This window comes from Microbacterium sp. NPDC091676, from assembly GCF_044756645.1.
Classification (GTDB): Bacteria; Actinomycetota; Actinomycetes; order Actinomycetales; family Microbacteriaceae; genus Microbacterium; species Microbacterium paraoxydans_D.
In genome coordinates this window covers 1,897,424-1,914,811 of the sequence record NZ_JBIVTI010000001.1, presented here as the reverse complement: position 1 = coordinate 1,914,811, position 17,388 = coordinate 1,897,424, and the positions used below count along the sequence as shown (strand labels likewise).

Genomic DNA, 17,388 nt, shown 5'->3' with positions numbered 1-17,388 from the left:
GTCCGCCTGAGGCCGCGCAGGTGGAAAGATGGTCTCTCATGGACACGCCTGACGAGAAGCCCACCGAACGCTCCGCAGGATCCCCGACCCGTCCGCGCACCGACGCCGTCGCGACCGGGGCGCACCGCCAAGCCGCGAAGGCCTCCGAGACGGCGCGCAAGATCGTCCGCGACATCACGACGGTCCCGCCGCGCAGCGTGCACCCGGCGCTCGTGCCCGGCGTCTCGGTCGAGGAGACGGGGCGCACCTACCGCACCGACCCGCTCGTCTTCGGTGTCGCCGCCGCGTTCGCCCTCGCCTTCATCGCGTGGGGCGTGTTCGCGGGGGACAACCTCGCCGGCACCACGAGCACGGTCCTCGCCTGGGTCGTGGAGTACTTCGGCTTCTTCTTCACGACCATCGCCACGATCATCCTCGTGTTCATGCTGTTCGTCGGGTTCAGCAAATACGGGCGGATCCCCCTCGGCCGCGACGACGAGGAGCCCGAGTTCTCGATGTTCTCGTGGATCTCGATGCTCTTCGCGGCGGGCATGGGCATCGGCCTGGTGTTCTGGGGCGCCGCCGAGCCGCTGACGTTCTTCGAGAACCCGCCGCCGGGCACCGTCGAGGCGAACACCCTCGAGGCCATGCATACGGCGCAGGCCCAGGTGCTGTACCACTGGGGTCCCCAGGCCTGGGCGTTCTATGCGCTCGTCGGTGGAGCCATCGCGTATGGCGCCTACCGCCGCGGCCGCACCCCGCTCATCTCGTCGATCTTCGCCCCGCTGCTCGGCGAGAACCGCACCACGGGTCCGGTCGGCCGCACGATCGACATCTTCTCCATCATCGTGACGCTGTTCGGCACGGCGGCCTCCCTCGGTCTCGGGGCGCTGCAGATCGGCCACGGCGTCGAGCTCGTGAGCGGTATCGGACCCCTCGGCAACGGCATCCTCATCGCGGTGATCGCGGTGCTCACGGCGTGCTTCATCGCCTCCGCCGTGTCCGGTGTCTCCAAGGGCATCCGCGCACTGTCGAACATCAACGCCGTGGTCGCGATCCTGCTCGCCTTCTTCGTGTTCTTCGTCGGTCCGACACTGCTGATCCTCAACGTGATCCCGTCGGTCGCCGTGCAGTTCATCGGCGATCTGCCGACCATGATCGGCCGCTCCGCGTCGCAGGGCGAGACCGCGCAGGCCTTCCTGTCGAGCTGGACGATCTTCTACTGGGCGTGGTGGATCTCCTGGTCGCCGTTCGTCGGCATGTTCATCGCGAAGATCTCCCGCGGACGCTCGCTTCGTCAGTTCGTGTCGGTCGTCATCGTGGTGCCGTCCGCCATCTCGCTCGTGTGGTTCGCGATCTTCGGCACCACGGCGATCCAGCAGCAGATGGACGGCGCAGGGCTCACCGTCGACCCGCCGGAGGAGGTGCTGTTCGGGGTGCTGGAGAACCTGCCGTTCCCGCTCATCACCAGCATCGTGCTCATCCTCCTCATCGCGATCTTCTTCATCACGGGCGCGGACTCCGCCTCGCTCGTCATGGGCACGCTCTCCCAGCAGGGCCGCCCGGAGCCGTCGCGCTGGGTCGCGGTGGTCTGGGGCGTGCTCGTCGGCGTGATCGCCGCGGTGCTGCTCGTCAGCGGGTCGGAGGGCAGCGGGCTGCAGTCGCTGCAGAACGCCACGATCATCGCGGCGCTGCCGTTCGCGATCATCATGACGTTCATGATGATCGCGTTCATGAAGGACCTGCGGCGGGATCCGCTGATCCTGCGCGACCGGTACGCCCGCGCCGCCGTCCGCCACAGCGTCATGGCCGGGCTCGAGGAGTACGGCGACGACTTCGCCCTCGTGCCCGTCGAGTACGACCACTCGGAGGACGACCTCGCCTGGATCGACGAGGACACCGTCGACGACACGCTCGCCGAGGTGTACGAGGCCGCGACCGAGGCGATCGACATCATCCCGCCGGCCGAGGTGGACGCCGCCGTCGATGCCGCGATGGACGCCCCTGCCGACAAGGACTGAACGCGAGAGCTCAGGCGCTCACGCCGGGTCAGGCACTCCCTCACGGAGAACGCCTGAACCGGCGTGAGCGTCTGTCTCGGCAGCCGCAGTGATCCGCGCGGCCATGCCGGAGAAGATGAGTCCGTGGAAGGGCAGCACGGCGAGCCAGTACAGCCGGCCGAGGAGCCCGCGGGGGAAGAACACGGCACGCTGCTCGTAGCGGGCGCCGTCGCCGTCGGGCACCGCGCGCAGTTCGAGCCAGGCCTCGCCCGGCACCTTCATCTCGGCGCGGAGCCGCAGCAGATGACCCTCCTCGGTCTGCTCGACCGCCTCGACGCGCCAGAAGTCGATCGCATCCCCGACTCGGGCGGCGGTGCGGCTGCGGCGTCCGCGGCGGAGCCCCACGCCGCCGACCACGCGGTCCATGAGTCCCCGGACCGCCCAGAGCAGCGGCGACGAGTACCACCCGTTCTCCCCGCCGATCCCGAGGATGACGCGCCACAGCTCCGCGACGGATGCGCGGGTCGCGACGGAGCGCTTGTCCGTGAAGACGGTGCGTCCGGCCCAGTCCGGATCGCTCGGCAGCGGGTCGCTCGGGGCTCCGGTCACCTCGGCGTCCTGCCAGCTCGTCTCCACGGCGTCCGCGTCCACCCGGCCGAGGGCCAGCGCCACGGACCGGCGATACGGCGTGAGCCCGCCCTCGGGGCGCGGGATGAGCGCGTCGACGGCGTGGTCCTTCATGATGCACTCGTTCTGCAGCGAGGCGACGAGGGGCCGGGCGATGGAACGCGGCACCGGCGTGACGAGGTTCACCCAGTGCGAGGCGAGCTCCGGGGTCAGCACCGGAAGGGCCGCGATGGCGCGCTGCCGCAGTCCGGCCTCCACCGCGTACCCGTTCATCATCTGCCCGTACCGCAGCACATCCGGTCCGCCGATGTCGACCGCGCGATTCACCTGATCGTCGACCCGTGCCGCCCCGAGCAGGTAGTGCAGCACGTCCCGCACGGCGATGGGCTGGATGCGGTTGCGCACCCACTTCGGCGCCGGCATGTACGGCAGCACGTCGGTGAGGTGCCGGATCATCTCGAAGGACGCCGAGCCGGAGCCGATCACCACGCCCGCCTGCAGGACGAGGGTGGGCACCCCGGACTCCAGGAAGATCTCGCCGACGTGGACCCGGGAGCGGAGGTGCGGGGAGAGCCTCACGTCGTCCGGGTGCAGGCCGCCGAGGTACACGATCCGGCGCACCCCGGCCCGGGCGGCCGCCGTGGCGACGGTGGTCGCCGCGCGCTCGTCGCTCTCCTCGAACCCCTTCCCGGCGGACATGGAGTGGATGAGGTAGTACACGACGTCGACGTCGTCCATCGCGGAGGCCACGGCGTGCTCGTCGTCGGCGGAGCCTTCGAAGATCTCGCACTCCTCGCCCCAGCCGAAGGAGGCGGCGCGGACGGCGTCGCGGGCGAGCACCCGGACCCGGTAGCCGGCGTTCAGCAGGCGCGGGGTCAGGCGGCCGCCGATGTACCCGGTGGCGCCGAGCACGAGAGCGCGGGGTGCGGAGCCGTCGTCGCGGGGGACCGCCCGCAGGGCGTCTTCGCGACCGGTGGGCTGGGTGAGCTCGCTCATGCTCCGAGCGTAGATCCCGGGGCCGACACGGGGAACGGGCTTGCGCCCGCGGCATCGCGCCGTCACGACACGCTCGCGAGCACCCCCGGCGACAGGGTACGGTCGTATCCGTGACCTCCATCGAATCGATTCGACGAGCGCCGGCGGACCGTGCCACCCGTCGCGCGCGCCTCGCCGTGTCGGCGCTTTTCCTCACGAACGGCGCGCTGTTCGCGAACATCCTGCCGCGCTACCCCGAGATCAAGGCCGCCCTCGGCCTGGACAACCTCGGCTACGGTCTCGCGCTCGCCGCCTTCCCCGCCGGCGCGATCGCGGCCGGACTCCTGGCGGCCACGCTGATCCGCCGCTTCGGGTCGGCGCGCATCGCGGTCATCGGCACCGTGCTCACGAGCCTCGGCCTGCTGTCGGCGGCACTGTCCCCGACCGGCGTCCTCTTCGCGATCGCGCTCTTCGTCGGCGGCGCCTCCGATGCCATCACCGATGTCGCGCAGAACGCCCACGGCCTGCGCGTGCAGCGGCGGTACGGGCGCTCCATCATCAACTCCTTCCACGCCATCTGGTCCATCGGCGCGGTGCTCGGCGGAGTGATGGCGGCGGGCGCGATCGCGCTGCAGCTCCCGCTCGCCGTCCACCTGGGGATCTCGACCGCGGTGTTCGCGACGGTCGCCCTCGTCGCCCTCCGCTTCTGCCTGCCCGGTCGCGACGACGAGACGGAGGAGGACGCCGTGGCGGAACCGGCGGAGATCTCCGGCGCTGTCCGCCGCGGCGTCCCGGCGCGGACGGTGGTGGCCGTGATCGCCCTGACCCTCATCGCGATGGCCGGGGCCATCGCCGAAGACGCGGGCAACTCGTGGGCCACTCTCTACCTCGGCGACGCCCTCGGGGCCGCGGCGGCCGTCGCGCCGCTCGGGTTCATCGCCCTCGTCGGCGCGCAGTTCGTCGGCCGTCTGCTCGGCGATCCGATGACCGACCGCTTCGGGCAGCGCGCGGTGGCGCGGGTCGGCGGCCTCATCGCCGCCGTCGGGATGACGCTCGCGCTGCTGTTCCCGAGCGTGCCCGGCACGATCCTCGGGTTCGCGGCCGTGGGCTTCGGCATCGCCACCCTCATCCCCGCCGCGATGCACGCCGCCGACGAGCTCCCGGGACTGCGGCCCGGTGTCGGGCTCACCGTGGTGTCCTGGCTGCTGCGGCTCGGGTTCCTGCTGTCGCCGCCGTTCGTCGGGTGGCTGGCGGAGACGCAGAGCCTGCGCGTGGGGCTCGTGGTGGCACCGGTCGCGGCGCTCGTGGCCGTGCTGCTCGCGGGCTTCCTGGACGCCCGGCGCCCGCGGAACGCGTCGGACTAGGCCGGCTCGTCCACGAGGTCGGCGCCGCCGTGCACGGCATCCGCCTCGGCGGCCTCCTGGATCGCGGCGGTCATCCCGACGAGGAACCGCATGACGACCACGCGCTCCTCATCGGAGAGGTCGTCCACGAGGGAGAGCATCCGGCGGTGCATCGCGCCGAGTGTCGCGCGCACCTCGTCGTCGCTGCTCACGGTGGGCACGACGATCCCGGCGCGGCGGTCGGTGGGGTGGGGCTCGCGGCGCGCGTGCCCGCCCTTCTCCAGCCGGTCGATGAGCGTCGTCGTCGACGCGGTGGAGATGTCGAGCATGCGCGCCAGATCGATCGGCCGCACGATGCGCCCGGCCTTCTGCTCGCGCAGCAGGAACCGGAGGGCGACGAGGTCGGTCTCGTTCATCCCCATGGACGCGCGCGTGCGGGCGCGCATCGCCGTCTCGGCGCTGCGGTACCGCCGCAGCATGTTGAGCACGTCGACCGTGGTGGCGCGCTCGCTGTCGGGGTACCAGTACCCGGAGGCGTGGAACTCGCCGGTGCTGTCGGTCACGCGACCTCTCCTTCGTCGCTGGAACCGGCCTCCCGCTCGAGCATCTCCATCGCGCCGGTCTCGACCTCGGCCGGGACGATGCGGAGGAGCCCGCCGGTGATCGCATCGGTCTCGGCGCCGATGATCTGCTCGATCCGGCGCCGCGAGACGGAGGGGAACAGATCCTCCAGGCGTGCGAGCAGATCGGCGTAGCGGATGTACGACGCCTCCTCGAGACTCAGTGGCTCGGGCATGGCATCCTTTCGGGGGCAGGGTTCCATCATCGCACCTCCGGAAGTCCCTGGTCTCCCGCGAATATCGCTAGTCAGCCTTACTGTCAGGCTGTCGAGGTACCATGGAGAGCGGGGAAGGAGGATCTCTGCATGGGAAACATCAGCATCGACGTCTCGACCTCAGCGCTCGCGCGCGATGTCGACGACTTCCGTCGCGCCGACGCGCAGTTGAACCGCCGTCTCGCGGCTCGGCGCGAACCCAACGATACCGACCGTGCGGCGATGCACTTCATCAGCACCGCTCCCGTCGAGAAGCCCGTCACTCCCCGCGACCTCGCCACCTACCTCGGCATCAGCACGGCTGCCGTCACGAGCGTCGTGCGGCGGATGTCGGAGCGGGGTCAGATCGTCGTCGCGCCGCACCCCCTCGATGCCCGGTCCAAGGTCCTCCGCCCGTCCCTGCGGGATCTGCACGGACAGGGCGACGAACTGGCGCAGCGCGTGGCCGCCGTCGAAGGCGAGTTCACGCCGGAGGAGGCGGCCGTGATCTCCCGCTTCCTGCGTCGGCTGACCGACGAGCTCGGCGATCTCCCCTGATCGATTTGATTTAACTAGTTAAACTAGTAAACTATCCTCGTCCAGCTTTTCTGCCACGAGGAGAAGATCATGGGAACCCTCACCTACGCGAATCTCGCCGACCCGATCGAGATCGACGACGAGCTGCTCGCCCACCTTCGCGCCGCCACCGTCACCAAGCTGCGTCGCAACGAGCCGTTCGCTCTCACCGTGCAGACGGGCGCCGACCGCACGGAGACGCTGTGGATCCACGCGTCCATCCCGATCCGCTTCGTCGTCGAGACGTCGGTCACCCTGCAGCGACCGCTGCTGGCCCGTCTCATGCAGGCCGCGGGTTCGACCGGCGGACTCGACCTCACCGACCCCGAGCTCTCGCTCGCGGCGACGCGCGAACTGCACGCGCTGTCCGCCTGATAACGGAGGGGTGCAGACCTGCCTCACCGCCTCGGGATCCTCTTCCAGGGCTCTCGGATTCCCGGACGGTGACGGCTACGGCGAGAACGGAGCGGGGGCTCTCGATCGCCGACCGCGGCATCCGGCCGCCGGGATTCGGGTTCCCGGCAGCCGGATGCCGTTTCTTCGTCAGAGGGCGGTGTAGCCGCCGTCGACCAGGTGGTAGCTGCCGGTGATGAAGCTCGCGGCGTCGCTCGCGAGGAACACCACGAGGTTCGCGACCTCCTCGGCCTGGCCGAGGCGCCCGATCGGGTGCTTCGACACGAGGAAGTCCTTCGCCTCGTCGCCCATGTTCGCCAGGAGCGGGGTGTCGATGAAGCCGGGGCCGACCGAGTTCACGCGGACGCCCTGCGCCGAGTACTCGAGGGCGGCGGTCTTCGTCATGCCGACGACGCCGTGCTTGGCGGTGACGTAGGCGGGGGAGCCTGCGAAGCCGACGCTGCCGAGGATCGAGGCGATGTTCACGACCGAGCCACCGCCGTTGGCGAGGATCGACGGGATCTGCGCCTTCATGTTGCGGAACACGGCGTTGAGGTTGATGGCGATCACCTTGTCCCACGCGTCTTCCTCGTAGTCCGCGGTGGGCGCGGTGGCGCCGCCGATGCCGGCGTTGTTGACGCCGATGCGGAGCGGGGCGAGCGAGTTGGCGAGCTCGACCGACGAGGCGATCCAGGCCGGGTCCGTCGCGTCGCCGACCGACGCCTCCGCGGTGCCGCCGGCGGCGCGGATCTCCTCGACGACCGCGTTCGCGTGCTCCGCGTTCAGGTCGTTCACCACCACCGCCGCGCCGTTCTGCGCCAGCAGCAGGGCGACCGCGCGGCCGATGCCGCTGCCCGCTCCTGTCACGATCGCCGAGCGGTTCGAGACGTCGTACTGAGCCACTTTCGGGCTCCTTCCCGGGCGGGCGCGGTGCCGGGAGATCTTCTCGGACGGTCCGTCCTTCCCTCCAGCCTACGCCCGGAATACCGGTGTGGATTCAAGTGAATGGAAATGCTCGGCCGCCTGGCTACGCTGTGGGAACCGTCTGCCGCGGGAGTACCGATTCCGGCGGGACGAATCCCGAGGAGGCGACCAGTGCACCCGCTCGCAGATGATTCCGAAGGCTCTCCGGGGGCTGACGTGTTCTCACCCCTCGCCCTGGTCGTCGTCGGGGAGGGTCATGGCGCGGTCGTGCGCCGCCTGCGTGCGGCGCGGCCGGACGCGGTCGTGACCGGACTCGGGCCCGTCGACGCGGCCGCCGTGGCGCACGCCTCCGCGACGGCTCATCTCGTGCTCGGCATCGGCGAAGTCTCCGCCGTCGTGTGGTGCGACGCGGTTCTCGCGGAGGGCGACGAGGACGGCCTGTCCCGCTTCCTCGCCCGAGCGGCGGAGGTCGAGGGGCGGCGGAGGGCTCGACGACTTCCTCCGGACACGCCGCCGATCCTCGAGCCGTGGTCGCCGCGCTGGGCGGCGGATGCCGCTCGCCTCGGCGCCCGCGTCGCCACGGCGTTCGACGGCGTCCCGGTGCGCGTCGATCACATCGGCTCGACGGCCGTGCCCGGGCTGCGCGCCAAACCGATCATCGACCTTCAGGTGGGGGTGCACGACCTCGCGGACGCGGATGCCGCGGAGGAGCGCCTCGGGGACGCCGGCTTCGTGAACGTGCAGCGCATCGTGCCCGACGCGCCGGGCGTCTCCCGGGACAACGCCCGGACGGGCGGCGACCCGGACGAGTGGTCGAAACGCCTGTTCGCGGGTGTGGACTCCGCGCCGCGGGCGATCGTGCATGTGCGACGCGTCGGGGCGTCGAACGCGCGGTACGCCCTCCTGTTCCGGGACTGGCTGCGGGCGGACCCGGAGGCGCGCGACGAGTATGCGGCGCTCAAGACCGCTCTGGCCTCCGCGCACCGGGACGACCGCGACTTCGACGACTACGCGCGGGCGAAGGACCACTGGTTCGACCGGGCGCAGGGGGAGATGGAGGCCTGGGCGCGAGCGACCGCGTGGGTGCCGGGCGGCCGTGGGGCGTGAGTGCCGCGGAGCACTCTTGACACGCTCCCGACCCGGGTCTAACGTACAACCAAATGGTTGCACAAACGGAGTTGAGCGAAGCGGAGGTCGACCGTGTGTTCCACGCACTGGCGACGTCGACCCGGCGGGACATCCTGCGCCGGACGATCGAGCGGGAGCAGTCCGTCTCGACCCTCGCCTCCGAGTACGAGATGTCGTTCGCCGCGGTCCAGAAGCACGTGGCCGTGCTCGAGGCGGCGAACCTCATCGTCAAGCGCGCCGAGGGACGCGAGCGGCTCGTCCGCGCGAACCCCGAGATGATCGCCCGCGCCAGGGCGCTCCTCGCCCGATACGAAGAGCTGTGGCGGTCGCGCATCGCCCGGCTCGACGATCTCCTGGCCGAGCCGTCCCCGCCCGCGGGGAAGCGACCGGCCTCCACCGACCCCACCAGCAGTCAACGCAACGAATCGCAAGGAGACTGACATGCCTGTCACGGACATCATCACGGATGCCGAGAACCTCACCATGACCGTCGTCGCCGACCTCGCCGCGCCCGTCGAGCGCGTCTGGGCCGCCTACACCGACCCGCAGCAGCTCGAGCGGTTCTGGGGTCCTCCCGGCTGGCCGGCCACCTTCACCCAGTGGGACCACACCGTCGGCGGCCGAGCCGTGTACACGATGAACGGCCCCCGCGGGGAGAAGGCGTCCGGCACCTGGGAGTTCCTGGAGATCGACGCGCCGCGCAGCTTCACGGTGCTCGACTCGTTCGCCGACGAGGAGGGCACGCCGGACGCCGACCTCCCCTCCATGCGCATGACGTTCACGTTCGAGCCGACGGCCGAGGGCACGCGCATGGTCAACACGAGCCACTTCACGTCTGCCGAGGCGCTCGAGCAGGTCGTCGCGATGGGCGCCGTCGAGGGCACCCGGATGGCCATGGCCCAGCTCGACGCCGTGCTGCAGGACCTCCGCGACTACGCCCAGGGCAAGGGCACCCGGGTGGAGCTGCTGGACGACACGCAGGTGCGCATCACCCGCCTGGTCGAGGGTCCGCGCGAGCTGGTGTGGCGCGCCCACTTCGAGCCCGAGCTCATCCGGCAGTGGATGCTCGGCCCGGACGGGTGGGAGATGACCGAGTGCGTGTCGGCGACCGAGGTCGGCCAGTCGTACCGGAACTCCTGGGCGCCCGTGGGCGACACCGAGGGCGAGCCGTTCGGGTTCGAGGGGGAGGCGCTGCTGATCGACGCCCCGAAGCGCGCCGTCACCACCGAGCGGATGCAGGGCATGCCGACCGAGACGCTCAACGACCTCAACCTCTACGAGGAGGACGGCGCGACCCTCGTCACGGTGCTCATCGAGTACCCCGACAAGGAGACGCGGGACATGATCCTCGCCACCGGCATGGCCGACGGCATGGAGGCCTCGTTCGCGCGACTGGAGCGGGAGCTGCTGTCCGTCTGACACCCAGGCACTCGCGGCGGAACAGGCGGTTCTCATGGAGAGCCGCCTGTTCCGGCGCTTCTGCCTGTGCGAAAGCGGGATAAAGTGGCGGCACGATGAGGATCACGCGCCGTACCCTGCTCCTCGGCGCCGGAGCCGGTGCCGTCTCGGTGCTTCTCGCCTCCTGCACCCCGGAGCCGGAACCGACGCCGACCCCCACCCGCACGCGCGAACCGGAGCCGCCGCCCGGCGTCCCTGCCCCGAGCGGGAGCGTCCGCAGCACCTGGACCACCGACCCCTTCGCCCGGGGCGCCGCGAGCTTCACTCCCGTGGGGGTGCTCGCCGCGACCCGTGCGGCGCTCGCGCAGCCCGTCGACGACCGGCTCTTCTTCGCGGGCGAGGCGACCGACGATGAGGCCCCGGGTACCGTCCGGGGAGCCCTGCGCTCGGGCCGCCGTGCCGCGCGGGAGCTCATCGTCGCCGCCGAGGACGGCGAGCGGGTGGCCGTGATCGGCGCCGGGATCGCCGGGGCGACCGCGGCCGCGCAGCTCGCGGAGGACGGCCTGCAGGTGACGGTCTTCGAAGCGCGCGACCGCGTCGGCGGCCGGATCCTCTCCCGCGCGGAGGACGACTGGCCGGTTCCGGTGCAGCTCGGCGCGTGGCTGTTCGGCGACGCCGACGCGGAGCTTCTCGAGACGATCGACGAGGGGGACATGGACCTCGTCGACCTCGACGGGGCGCGGTGGCGCTCGGCCGAGGGCGATGTCGACCCCGTGGACCCGCAGCCGGTGGAAGCCGCCGTGACCACGGCGCAGTCCGCCCCGCAGGACTCCTCGGTGGCGGACGCCCTGGTGGCAGCCGGCATCGACCCGGAGGATCCCGCGACCGCCGCGCTCCTCGCACTCCTCGCCGCACGGACCGGCGCGGACGCCGCCGACCTGTCGAGCTGGTTCGCCCCGCCGCTCCCCGACGCGGCACTGCAGGGGGTCGGCGACGACCTGACCCCGTTCATCGAGAGCACCCTCGACGGGGTGGAGGTGGGGCTCAGCTCGCCGGTCACGCGCCTCGCGTGGGACGACACCGGGGTGAGTGTGCGCCTCGGCACCGGGGAGGCCCTCTCCTTCGACCGGGTGCTGCTGACGGTGCCGCTCGGGGTGCTGCAGGAGCAGGCCATCGAGTTCGATCCGCCGCTGCCGTTCGACAACCGCGGCGCCGTCTCCGCGCTCGGCATGGGCGCCATCGAGGCGGTGTGGCTGCGATGGGACGAGCCGTTCTGGGACGGTGACGAGGCGATCTGGCACGCGGTCGGCGACGACATCGCGATCCCCACGTGGATCAACCTCCGCCCGTCGACCGGCGAGAACGTGCTCGTCGGGATCGTGGGCGGTGCGGCGGCGCGGGACTTCGCGGAGCTCGGGGACGCGGAGGCCGTCGAGGCGGCGCTCGCGTCGCTGGCGCTCTACGCCTGAACCGTCTCGCGTGCGGCCTCGTCCGACACGCGGTCCTCGGGCGGAGGCTCGGTGGGTGCGCGATCCCACGGGTCCGGCAGGCGGCTGATGAGCACGAGCGCGGTCGCCACAGTGGCGAAGGCGGCCAGCGCGATCGCGCAGGAGACGGTGAACTCGACGGGACCGCTCACCTGCCGCGGGTCGAGGAAGTAGTACGGGTACCAGCCGATCAGCGGCCCGCGGATGAGCGTCGCGACGCCCCACAGCACCGGGTAGGCGAGGGTCACCGGGATCACGCGCCACGGCACCGCCCGGTGTCCGGGAGCCAGGGCCCAGGCGGCGACCGTCACCGCGGGCAACCAGAAGTGCAGCACCTGATCCGACCACGGCACGTCGATGCGGATCCCCCGGACTCCGGCCTGCCAGACGAGGATCGCGAACACGAGTCCCGCCGTGATCGTCCAGGTGAGCACGAGGGCGAGCGCCACCGTGAGCCACCGCGGGTCGCGGGCCCGACGCAGCGCGAGGACCCCGGCGATGGTAAGGAGGACGACGAAGGCGATGTTCGACTGGTTCGTCAGGTACGCGAAGAAGTTCTGGCTCGCGATGGTGTTCGACGCGAGTCCCCACGCGAGGCGGTGGATCAGCGCGATGAGGCAGACGGCGGCGGCGGTGAGTCGGAGCAGGCCGAAGACGGTGCGCCTGCTCACCGTCGCCTCGTCCTTTCCGCCATCCGCCGAGTCTACGGAGCCGACCCGGGGTGACGCCGCATCAGGCCGTCGCGCGGGTTCGGGCGAGGGTGGGCGTGGGGGCCTGTTCTCGCGCGAAGGCCTGCTGTGGCGGAGGGGGTCAGCGGCGCGGGGCGCGCGTCGACCACAGGGCCAGCGCGATCAGCACCGGCTGGAAGAACAGACGCACGAAGCGCTTCATGTCGGTGTCGAGGCCGAAGCCGTCGCGATGATGCATCCACTGCGCCACGTTGCCCGGGAAGACCGCGGCGAAGAAGAGCGCGGCGACGGTGCCGACCGTGCGACGGCGGCGACGGGCGAAGAGCAGAGCGGAGCCGAGCGCGACCTCCGCGACGCCGGACGCGAGCACCGTGGCGTCCGGATCGAGCGGCAGTGATTCCGGAACCTGCGCTTGGAACTCCCCGCGGGCGAACGTGAGGTGGGAGACGCCGGCGAACACGAGCGCGGCGCCGAGGAAGATCCGGCCGATGGTGCGGGGAGTCGACATGGTGCGAGTGTACGCCTCGCCGTCTCCGTCAGATCAGGCGGCGGAGCGCTTCTTCCAGGGTGATGCCCTGGGCCTCGGCGCGGTCCCGGAGACGCGCGTGCTCGTCGGGCGACAGCGGGAGCTGGAGCACGATGGGGTCGTCCTGCGCGAGGTCGAGTCCGTCGAGGAGGTCGGAGGTCTCGGCCCACAGCGGCGCGGCGAACTCCGCCTCGGCGACGGGTGTCGAGGTGCGGGTCGGGGCTGCCGTCGAGGAGGATGCCGGGGCGTCGGCAGCGGCAGCGGCGACCGGGGCGGAGGCGGCGACGGCGGCTCCGGCGTCGGTCGCGCGGGTGAACCCGGGGCCTCGACGCGGCTCCTGCTTCTGCTGATAGGCCTTGGCGGCGGCGTTCGCGCGCTCGTCGGCGGCTTCGTTCAGGGGGTGCCCGGCGTGGCCCTTGACCCAGGAGAACTCGACGTCGCGACCGCGCATGGCCTCGTCGATCCCCTCGAGGAGGTCGCGGTTCAGCACGGGCCCGCCGTCGGACTTCCGCCACCCGCGGCGCTTCCAGCCCGGCATCCACTTCGTCACGGAGTCGATCACGTAGCGGCTGTCGCACTCGATCAGCAGCTTCTCGTCGGTGCCGGCCGTCGCGCGGAGCAGTTCGAGGACGGCGCGGAGCTCGCCCTGGTTGTTCGTGCCGTGCGGGGAGCCGCCGGCCGCCCAGTTCGCGTCGTCGATGTACCAGGCCCAGCCGTTCGGGCCGGGGTTGCCCAGGGCGGAGCCGTCTGCGGCGGCGGTGATGGTCATCCGTCCACCGTATCGCTGGCGGCGGACGCCCCTTCGCGCCGCGGTCGCACGGAGTTTCCCGGAACCTGCGACGGGAGTGCGAAACAGCGACGCGGCGAGGGTGTCAGTCCTCGGGGTCGGCGTTCTCGGTGCTCGCGGCCTCGGGGGCGGGTGGGGCGACGGGGAACACGATGGAGCTCACCGAGGACGGGGTGTCGAGGCCGAGGGTCAGCGGGTCGAGCGCCGGCGCGGCGTCGAGCGTGTCTGCGGCCGAAGTCTCGAGAGGTTCAGAGGGGAGTCCCCACTGCTTCTCTTCTTCCTCCGGTCGCTGCTGGAAGAGTCCCATCTCTCCATTGTCACCCCGGGCTGGCGTGGGGTCGCGGTTTCCCACCGAGGTCGCAGGGATCGGGCGGCATCCTGCGACGGGAGTGCGACTCTGCGACCGCGGCTCACTCCGAGCGCGCGGCCTCCCGCACGGCGTCGACGAGGGTGCGCCACGGACCGTCCACGGCGGAGTCGGGCAGCTCCCGCTCCCGGCGCTCGGACGGGGTGCGGGCGCGGATGCTCCACACGAACCGGTCGGCCCCGGGCTCCGTGTCGACGTCGTCGTCCCAGGGGCAGCTGTCGATGAGGCCGATCCATTCCTCGGCGTCCGGCGGCTCCGCCTCCACACGCCACTGGCGACGGATGCCGGCGAGACCTCCCGAGCGCACGACGGCGATGACGACGGGGGCGTCAGGCGGCGTCGGGTCCTCGGTCATCCTCATAGACTCCCACGGTCGTCCACGCGCGTCGAGCGGCGGCGACCGTCTCCTGATCGACCGTGGCTGCCGCGGCGACCGTGGCGTCGGCGAACTCGGTGAAGTTCGCGGTGCTCGACAGTCCGCCGGTGAGTGCCCGGTACCAGACCGTTCCGGCGCGCTCCCAGGCGTTGCCGCCGAGGTCGAGGGCGAAGAGGGCGAAGGCGCGGTTCGGGATGCCGGAGTTGATGTGCACGCCCCCGTTGTCCTCGGTGGTGCGCACGAATCCGCTCATGTGGTCGGGCTGCGGGTCTTTCCCGAGTTCATCGTCGTCGTAGGCCGTGCCCGGCGCGATCATGGAGCGGAGAGCTGACCCCTCTACCGCATCCGTGAAGATCTCCGCCCCGATGAGCCAACTCGCCTGGTCGGCGGACTGCCCCAGGGCGTACTGCTCGGTGAGGGCGCCGAACACGTCGGCCACGGACTCGTTCAGTGCGCCCGGCTGGCCCTGATACTCCAGGTTCGCCGTGTGCTGCACGACGCCGTGGGCGAGCTCATGCCCGATCACGGTGAGCGAGCCGGTGAAGTGCTGGAACACCTCGCCGTCGCCGTCGCCGAACACCATGCGCTCGCCGTCCCAGAAGGCGTTGTCGTAGTCGACGCCGTAGTGGACGGTCGCGTCGAGAGGAGCGCCGGCGTCGTCGAGCGAGTTGCGGCCGAACGCGGAGAGCAGCATCTCGAACGTCGCGCCCAGGCCGTCGAAAGCCTCGTTGACCGCGGTGTCGGCGACGGGCTCGTCGTCTTCCGTGCGGACCACGGCCCCCGGCAGCTGCTGCGTGTTGCCGGCGTCGCTGATCGTGCGGTTCGGCGCATCCGAGAGCTGCGCGACGAGGTCGCCGTTCTCGTCGATCGAGAGGTCGATGCGGGCGCGGAACGGCGGGCGGCCCGCGGTGAGCGTCTGTCGGGCGGCGGCGGCGGCCTTCGGGAATCGACCCGACTCCGCCAGGCGCGCGAGCAGGTAGGAGGGGACGACGCCGGGATGCGGGAAGGATTCTGCGCTGCTCATGCGTCGACCCTACGCCGGGGATCGGACACGGCAGGAGACCCGCCGCCGTTCTGCGATGAGGGCGGGAGCGATGTCGGTGGGGCCGAGCGCGTACTAGTCGGCGGATCCGCCACGGGAGGCGCCGGGTCGGCGACGTGCCCCGATGAGGAGCAGCACGATTCCCAGCAACGCCAGCAGGATGTTCACACTGAGGTACACGGCGCCGTCGGCGCCGCCCGCCCGGACGACCGAGAAGGATGCGACCGTCCCGACGACGGCGAGAGCGAGGCACACGAAACCAGCGATCCTCAGCATGCCGGGCCTCCTCATCGCATCCCTCCGTCCGGACCCAGCGTAGCCGCGAGGCGCCCGGCACCCCACACGGCAGGAGACCCCCAGGACGGTCGCGTAAAATCGGCCTAATGACCGACGCGCCCGACGCCACCCCCGACCTGGGCCCCGGCATCGACCCCGACGACCTCGCCACGACGCTGCGCGTCCTCGCCGAGCTGCACACGATCGACAACGAGCACCCCGACTTCGTGGCCGTGCGCCACGCGACCGCGGCCATGTTCAAGGCGGTCAAGCGCGTGCGGCGCAAGGAGATCCGGGATGCGATCGCCGAGGCGGACAAGGCCGTCGTCGCCCGCACCGCCACCGGTGCCCCCGACCGCATCGACGACGAGACCCGTGGCAACGACCTCGCCACGAGCGTGGTGGACGCGCCCATCGCCGGCGAGCTCCTCAAGCCCCGCAACTGCTACATCTGCAAGCAGCCGTACACGCTCGTCGACGCGTTCTACCACCAGCTCTGCCCGGATTGCGCCCGCTTCAGCCACGGCAAGCGCACCGCCCGCACCGACCTCACCGGCAAGCGCGCCCTGCTCACGGGCGGCCGCGCGAAGATCGGCATGCACATCGCGCTGCGCCTCCTCCGCGACGGTGCGCACACCACGATCACCACCCGGTTCCCGCGTGACGCCGTGCGGCGGTTCTCGGCCCTGCCGGACGCGGGCGACTGGCTCCACCGGCTGCGCGTGGTCGGCATCGACCTCCGCGACCCCGCCCAGGTGATCGGGCTCGCCGACTCGGTCGCCGCGCAGGGCCCGCTCGACATCCTCATCAACAACGCCGCGCAGACGGTCCGCCGCTCGCCCGGGGCGTACTCGCTGCTCGCCGACGCGGAGCTGCAGCCGCTGCCGGACGGTCCGCTGCCGGAGATGGAGACCTTCGGGCACACCGTCGACCCGCATCCGCAGGCGCTGCAGGCCTCGGTCGACGCGCACCCGCTGCTCTCGGTCGCGGCCCTCGGCGGCACGGTCGCGGAGCAGGGGGGACAGGCGCTCACCGCCGAAGACCTCGCCAGGCTCGCGATGGCCCCCGGATCCTCCTCGCTCGAGAAGCACGCGGACGGCACGGCGATCGACGCGGGCGGTCTCGTGCCGGACGTGAACCGGGTCAACAGCTGGGTGCAGTCCGTGGATCAGGTCGATCCGCTCGAGATGCTCGAGGTGCAGCTCGCCAACACCACCGCACCGTTCCTGCTCATCAGCAGGCTGCGGGCATCGATGGCCGCGTCGCCGTCGCGCCGCAAGTACGTCGTGAACGTCTCCGCCATGGAGGGTCAGTTCTCCCGGCGCTACAAGGGCCCCGGCCACCCGCACACGAACATGGCGAAGGCCGCGCTGAACATGCTGACCCGCACGAGCGCGGGGGAGATGCTGGAGAAGGACGGCATCCTCATGACCGCCGTCGACACCGGCTGGATCACCGACGAGCGCCCGCACTACACGAAGGTGCGGCTCGCGGAGGAAGGCTTCCACGCCCCGCTCGACCTGGTCGACGGCGCCGCCCGGGTGTACGACCCCATCGTGCGCGGCGAGGCCGGCGAGGACATCCACGGCGTCTTCCTCAAGGACTACGAGCCCAGCCCCTGGTGACGCCCGTTCGAATCGCCTGAATGGTTCCATCCGGAGCCGGAAACGGGCCAATCGGG

The 17,388-nt window shown here is 71.4% G+C and carries 20 protein-coding genes; 9 read left to right on the top strand and 11 right to left on the bottom strand.

All coding sequences use genetic code 11. From position 1 onward, the window contains the following. The first annotated feature begins 38 nt into the window (after positions 1-38). Positions 39-2,000 (top strand): BCCT family transporter, encoded by a 1,962-nt coding sequence (locus tag ACIQID_RS09350; RefSeq protein WP_400284130.1) that lies wholly within the window; start codon positions 39-41, stop codon positions 1,998-2,000. Positions 2,001-2,018: 18 nt separating this feature from the next. Here the strand turns inward: ACIQID_RS09350 and ACIQID_RS09345 are convergent, their stop codons facing one another. Beyond that, positions 2,019-3,602, bottom strand: a complete 1,584-nt coding sequence (locus ACIQID_RS09345; RefSeq protein ID WP_400284127.1) for an SDR family oxidoreductase — start codon at positions 3,600-3,602, stop codon at positions 2,019-2,021. A 119-nt stretch (positions 3,603-3,721) separates the two neighbouring features. On the opposite strand from ACIQID_RS09345, the gene ACIQID_RS09340 reads away from it, so the two are divergent. After that, entirely contained in the window at positions 3,722-4,945 is a 1,224-nt protein-coding gene (locus ACIQID_RS09340; RefSeq protein ID WP_400285729.1) for an MFS transporter, read from the top strand. Here the strand turns inward: ACIQID_RS09340 and ACIQID_RS09335 are convergent. Both ACIQID_RS09335 and ACIQID_RS09330 read right to left on the bottom strand, forming a co-directional pair. Beyond that, positions 4,942-5,487 (bottom strand): MarR family winged helix-turn-helix transcriptional regulator, encoded by a 546-nt coding sequence (locus tag ACIQID_RS09335; RefSeq protein ID WP_292790458.1) that lies wholly within the window; start codon positions 5,485-5,487, stop codon positions 4,942-4,944. The two genes, ACIQID_RS09340 and ACIQID_RS09335, sit on opposite strands and share 4 nt — an antisense overlap. After that, positions 5,484-5,720 (bottom strand): hypothetical protein, encoded by a 237-nt coding sequence (locus ACIQID_RS09330; RefSeq protein WP_312674095.1) that lies wholly within the window; start codon positions 5,718-5,720, stop codon positions 5,484-5,486. The genes ACIQID_RS09335 and ACIQID_RS09330 overlap by 4 nt, the downstream gene beginning before the upstream one ends. 129 nt (positions 5,721-5,849) lie before the next feature. On the opposite strand from ACIQID_RS09330, the gene ACIQID_RS09325 reads away from it, so the two are divergent. Both ACIQID_RS09325 and ACIQID_RS09320 read left to right on the top strand, forming a co-directional pair. Then, a complete protein-coding gene (locus tag ACIQID_RS09325) occupies positions 5,850-6,296 on the top strand; it encodes a MarR family winged helix-turn-helix transcriptional regulator (protein WP_400284121.1) in 447 nt (148 codons plus the stop codon). A gap of 69 nt (positions 6,297-6,365) precedes the next feature. Continuing rightward, on the top strand, positions 6,366-6,689 hold the full coding sequence (locus tag ACIQID_RS09320) for a hypothetical protein (protein WP_312674092.1): 324 nt from the start codon (positions 6,366-6,368) through the stop codon (positions 6,687-6,689). Positions 6,690-6,857: 168 nt separating this feature from the next. Here the strand turns inward: ACIQID_RS09320 and ACIQID_RS09315 are convergent, their stop codons facing one another. Continuing rightward, positions 6,858-7,610 (bottom strand): SDR family NAD(P)-dependent oxidoreductase, encoded by a 753-nt coding sequence (locus ACIQID_RS09315; protein ID WP_062633228.1) that lies wholly within the window; start codon positions 7,608-7,610, stop codon positions 6,858-6,860. Positions 7,611-7,847: 237 nt separating this feature from the next. On the opposite strand from ACIQID_RS09315, the gene ACIQID_RS09310 reads away from it, so the two are divergent. The 4 genes from ACIQID_RS09310 (at position 7,848) to ACIQID_RS09295 (ending at position 11,626) form a co-directional block, all read left to right on the top strand. After that, positions 7,848-8,738, top strand: a complete 891-nt coding sequence (locus tag ACIQID_RS09310; RefSeq protein WP_400284116.1) for a GrpB family protein — start codon at positions 7,848-7,850, stop codon at positions 8,736-8,738. Between the two features lie 53 nt (positions 8,739-8,791). Next, the gene (locus ACIQID_RS09305) at positions 8,792-9,199 is read left to right on the top strand and encodes a metalloregulator ArsR/SmtB family transcription factor (RefSeq protein ID WP_025104055.1); all 408 of its coding nucleotides are present in this window, start codon (positions 8,792-8,794) and stop codon (positions 9,197-9,199) included. A 1-nt stretch (position 9,200) separates the two neighbouring features. Continuing rightward, complete coding sequence (locus tag ACIQID_RS09300; protein ID WP_400284112.1) at positions 9,201-10,178, top strand: SRPBCC domain-containing protein; 978 nt, start codon at positions 9,201-9,203, stop codon at positions 10,176-10,178. A gap of 95 nt (positions 10,179-10,273) precedes the next feature. Beyond that, the gene (locus ACIQID_RS09295; protein WP_400284109.1) at positions 10,274-11,626 is read left to right on the top strand and encodes an FAD-dependent oxidoreductase; all 1,353 of its coding nucleotides are present in this window, start codon (positions 10,274-10,276) and stop codon (positions 11,624-11,626) included. On the opposite strand, the gene ACIQID_RS09290 is transcribed toward ACIQID_RS09295, so the two are convergent. From ACIQID_RS09290 to ACIQID_RS09260, 7 genes are all read right to left on the bottom strand, one after another. Then, the gene (locus ACIQID_RS09290) at positions 11,617-12,315 is read right to left on the bottom strand and encodes a Pr6Pr family membrane protein (protein ID WP_331201689.1); all 699 of its coding nucleotides are present in this window, start codon (positions 12,313-12,315) and stop codon (positions 11,617-11,619) included. The two genes, ACIQID_RS09295 and ACIQID_RS09290, sit on opposite strands and share 10 nt — an antisense overlap. Before the next feature lie 139 nt (positions 12,316-12,454). Then, positions 12,455-12,841, bottom strand: a complete 387-nt coding sequence (locus ACIQID_RS09285) for a hypothetical protein (RefSeq protein ID WP_400284105.1) — start codon at positions 12,839-12,841, stop codon at positions 12,455-12,457. A gap of 28 nt (positions 12,842-12,869) precedes the next feature. Beyond that, positions 12,870-13,628 carry a ribonuclease H gene (locus tag ACIQID_RS09280; RefSeq protein ID WP_400284103.1) on the bottom strand — a complete coding sequence of 253 codons (759 nt, stop codon included), beginning with the start codon at positions 13,626-13,628 and terminating at the stop codon, positions 12,870-12,872. Between the two features lie 103 nt (positions 13,629-13,731). Continuing rightward, positions 13,732-13,953: a hypothetical protein gene (locus ACIQID_RS09275; protein ID WP_025104049.1), complete on the bottom strand. Its 222-nt coding sequence runs from the start codon at positions 13,951-13,953 to the stop codon at positions 13,732-13,734. 103 nt (positions 13,954-14,056) lie between these two features. After that, positions 14,057-14,368, bottom strand: a complete 312-nt coding sequence (locus tag ACIQID_RS09270) for a protealysin inhibitor emfourin (protein ID WP_025104048.1) — start codon at positions 14,366-14,368, stop codon at positions 14,057-14,059. Then, the gene (locus ACIQID_RS09265) at positions 14,343-15,413 is read right to left on the bottom strand and encodes a M4 family metallopeptidase (RefSeq protein WP_400284099.1); all 1,071 of its coding nucleotides are present in this window, start codon (positions 15,411-15,413) and stop codon (positions 14,343-14,345) included. Before ACIQID_RS09265 ends, ACIQID_RS09270 begins: the two co-directional genes overlap by 26 nt. A gap of 93 nt (positions 15,414-15,506) precedes the next feature. Next, entirely contained in the window at positions 15,507-15,707 is a 201-nt protein-coding gene (locus tag ACIQID_RS09260; RefSeq protein ID WP_400284096.1) for a hypothetical protein, read from the bottom strand. A 107-nt stretch (positions 15,708-15,814) separates the two neighbouring features. Between ACIQID_RS09260 and ACIQID_RS09255 the strand changes: the two genes are divergently transcribed. Beyond that, positions 15,815-17,332 (top strand): SDR family oxidoreductase, encoded by a 1,518-nt coding sequence (locus ACIQID_RS09255; protein ID WP_136051070.1) that lies wholly within the window; start codon positions 15,815-15,817, stop codon positions 17,330-17,332. Positions 17,333-17,388: the final 56 nt, after the last annotated feature.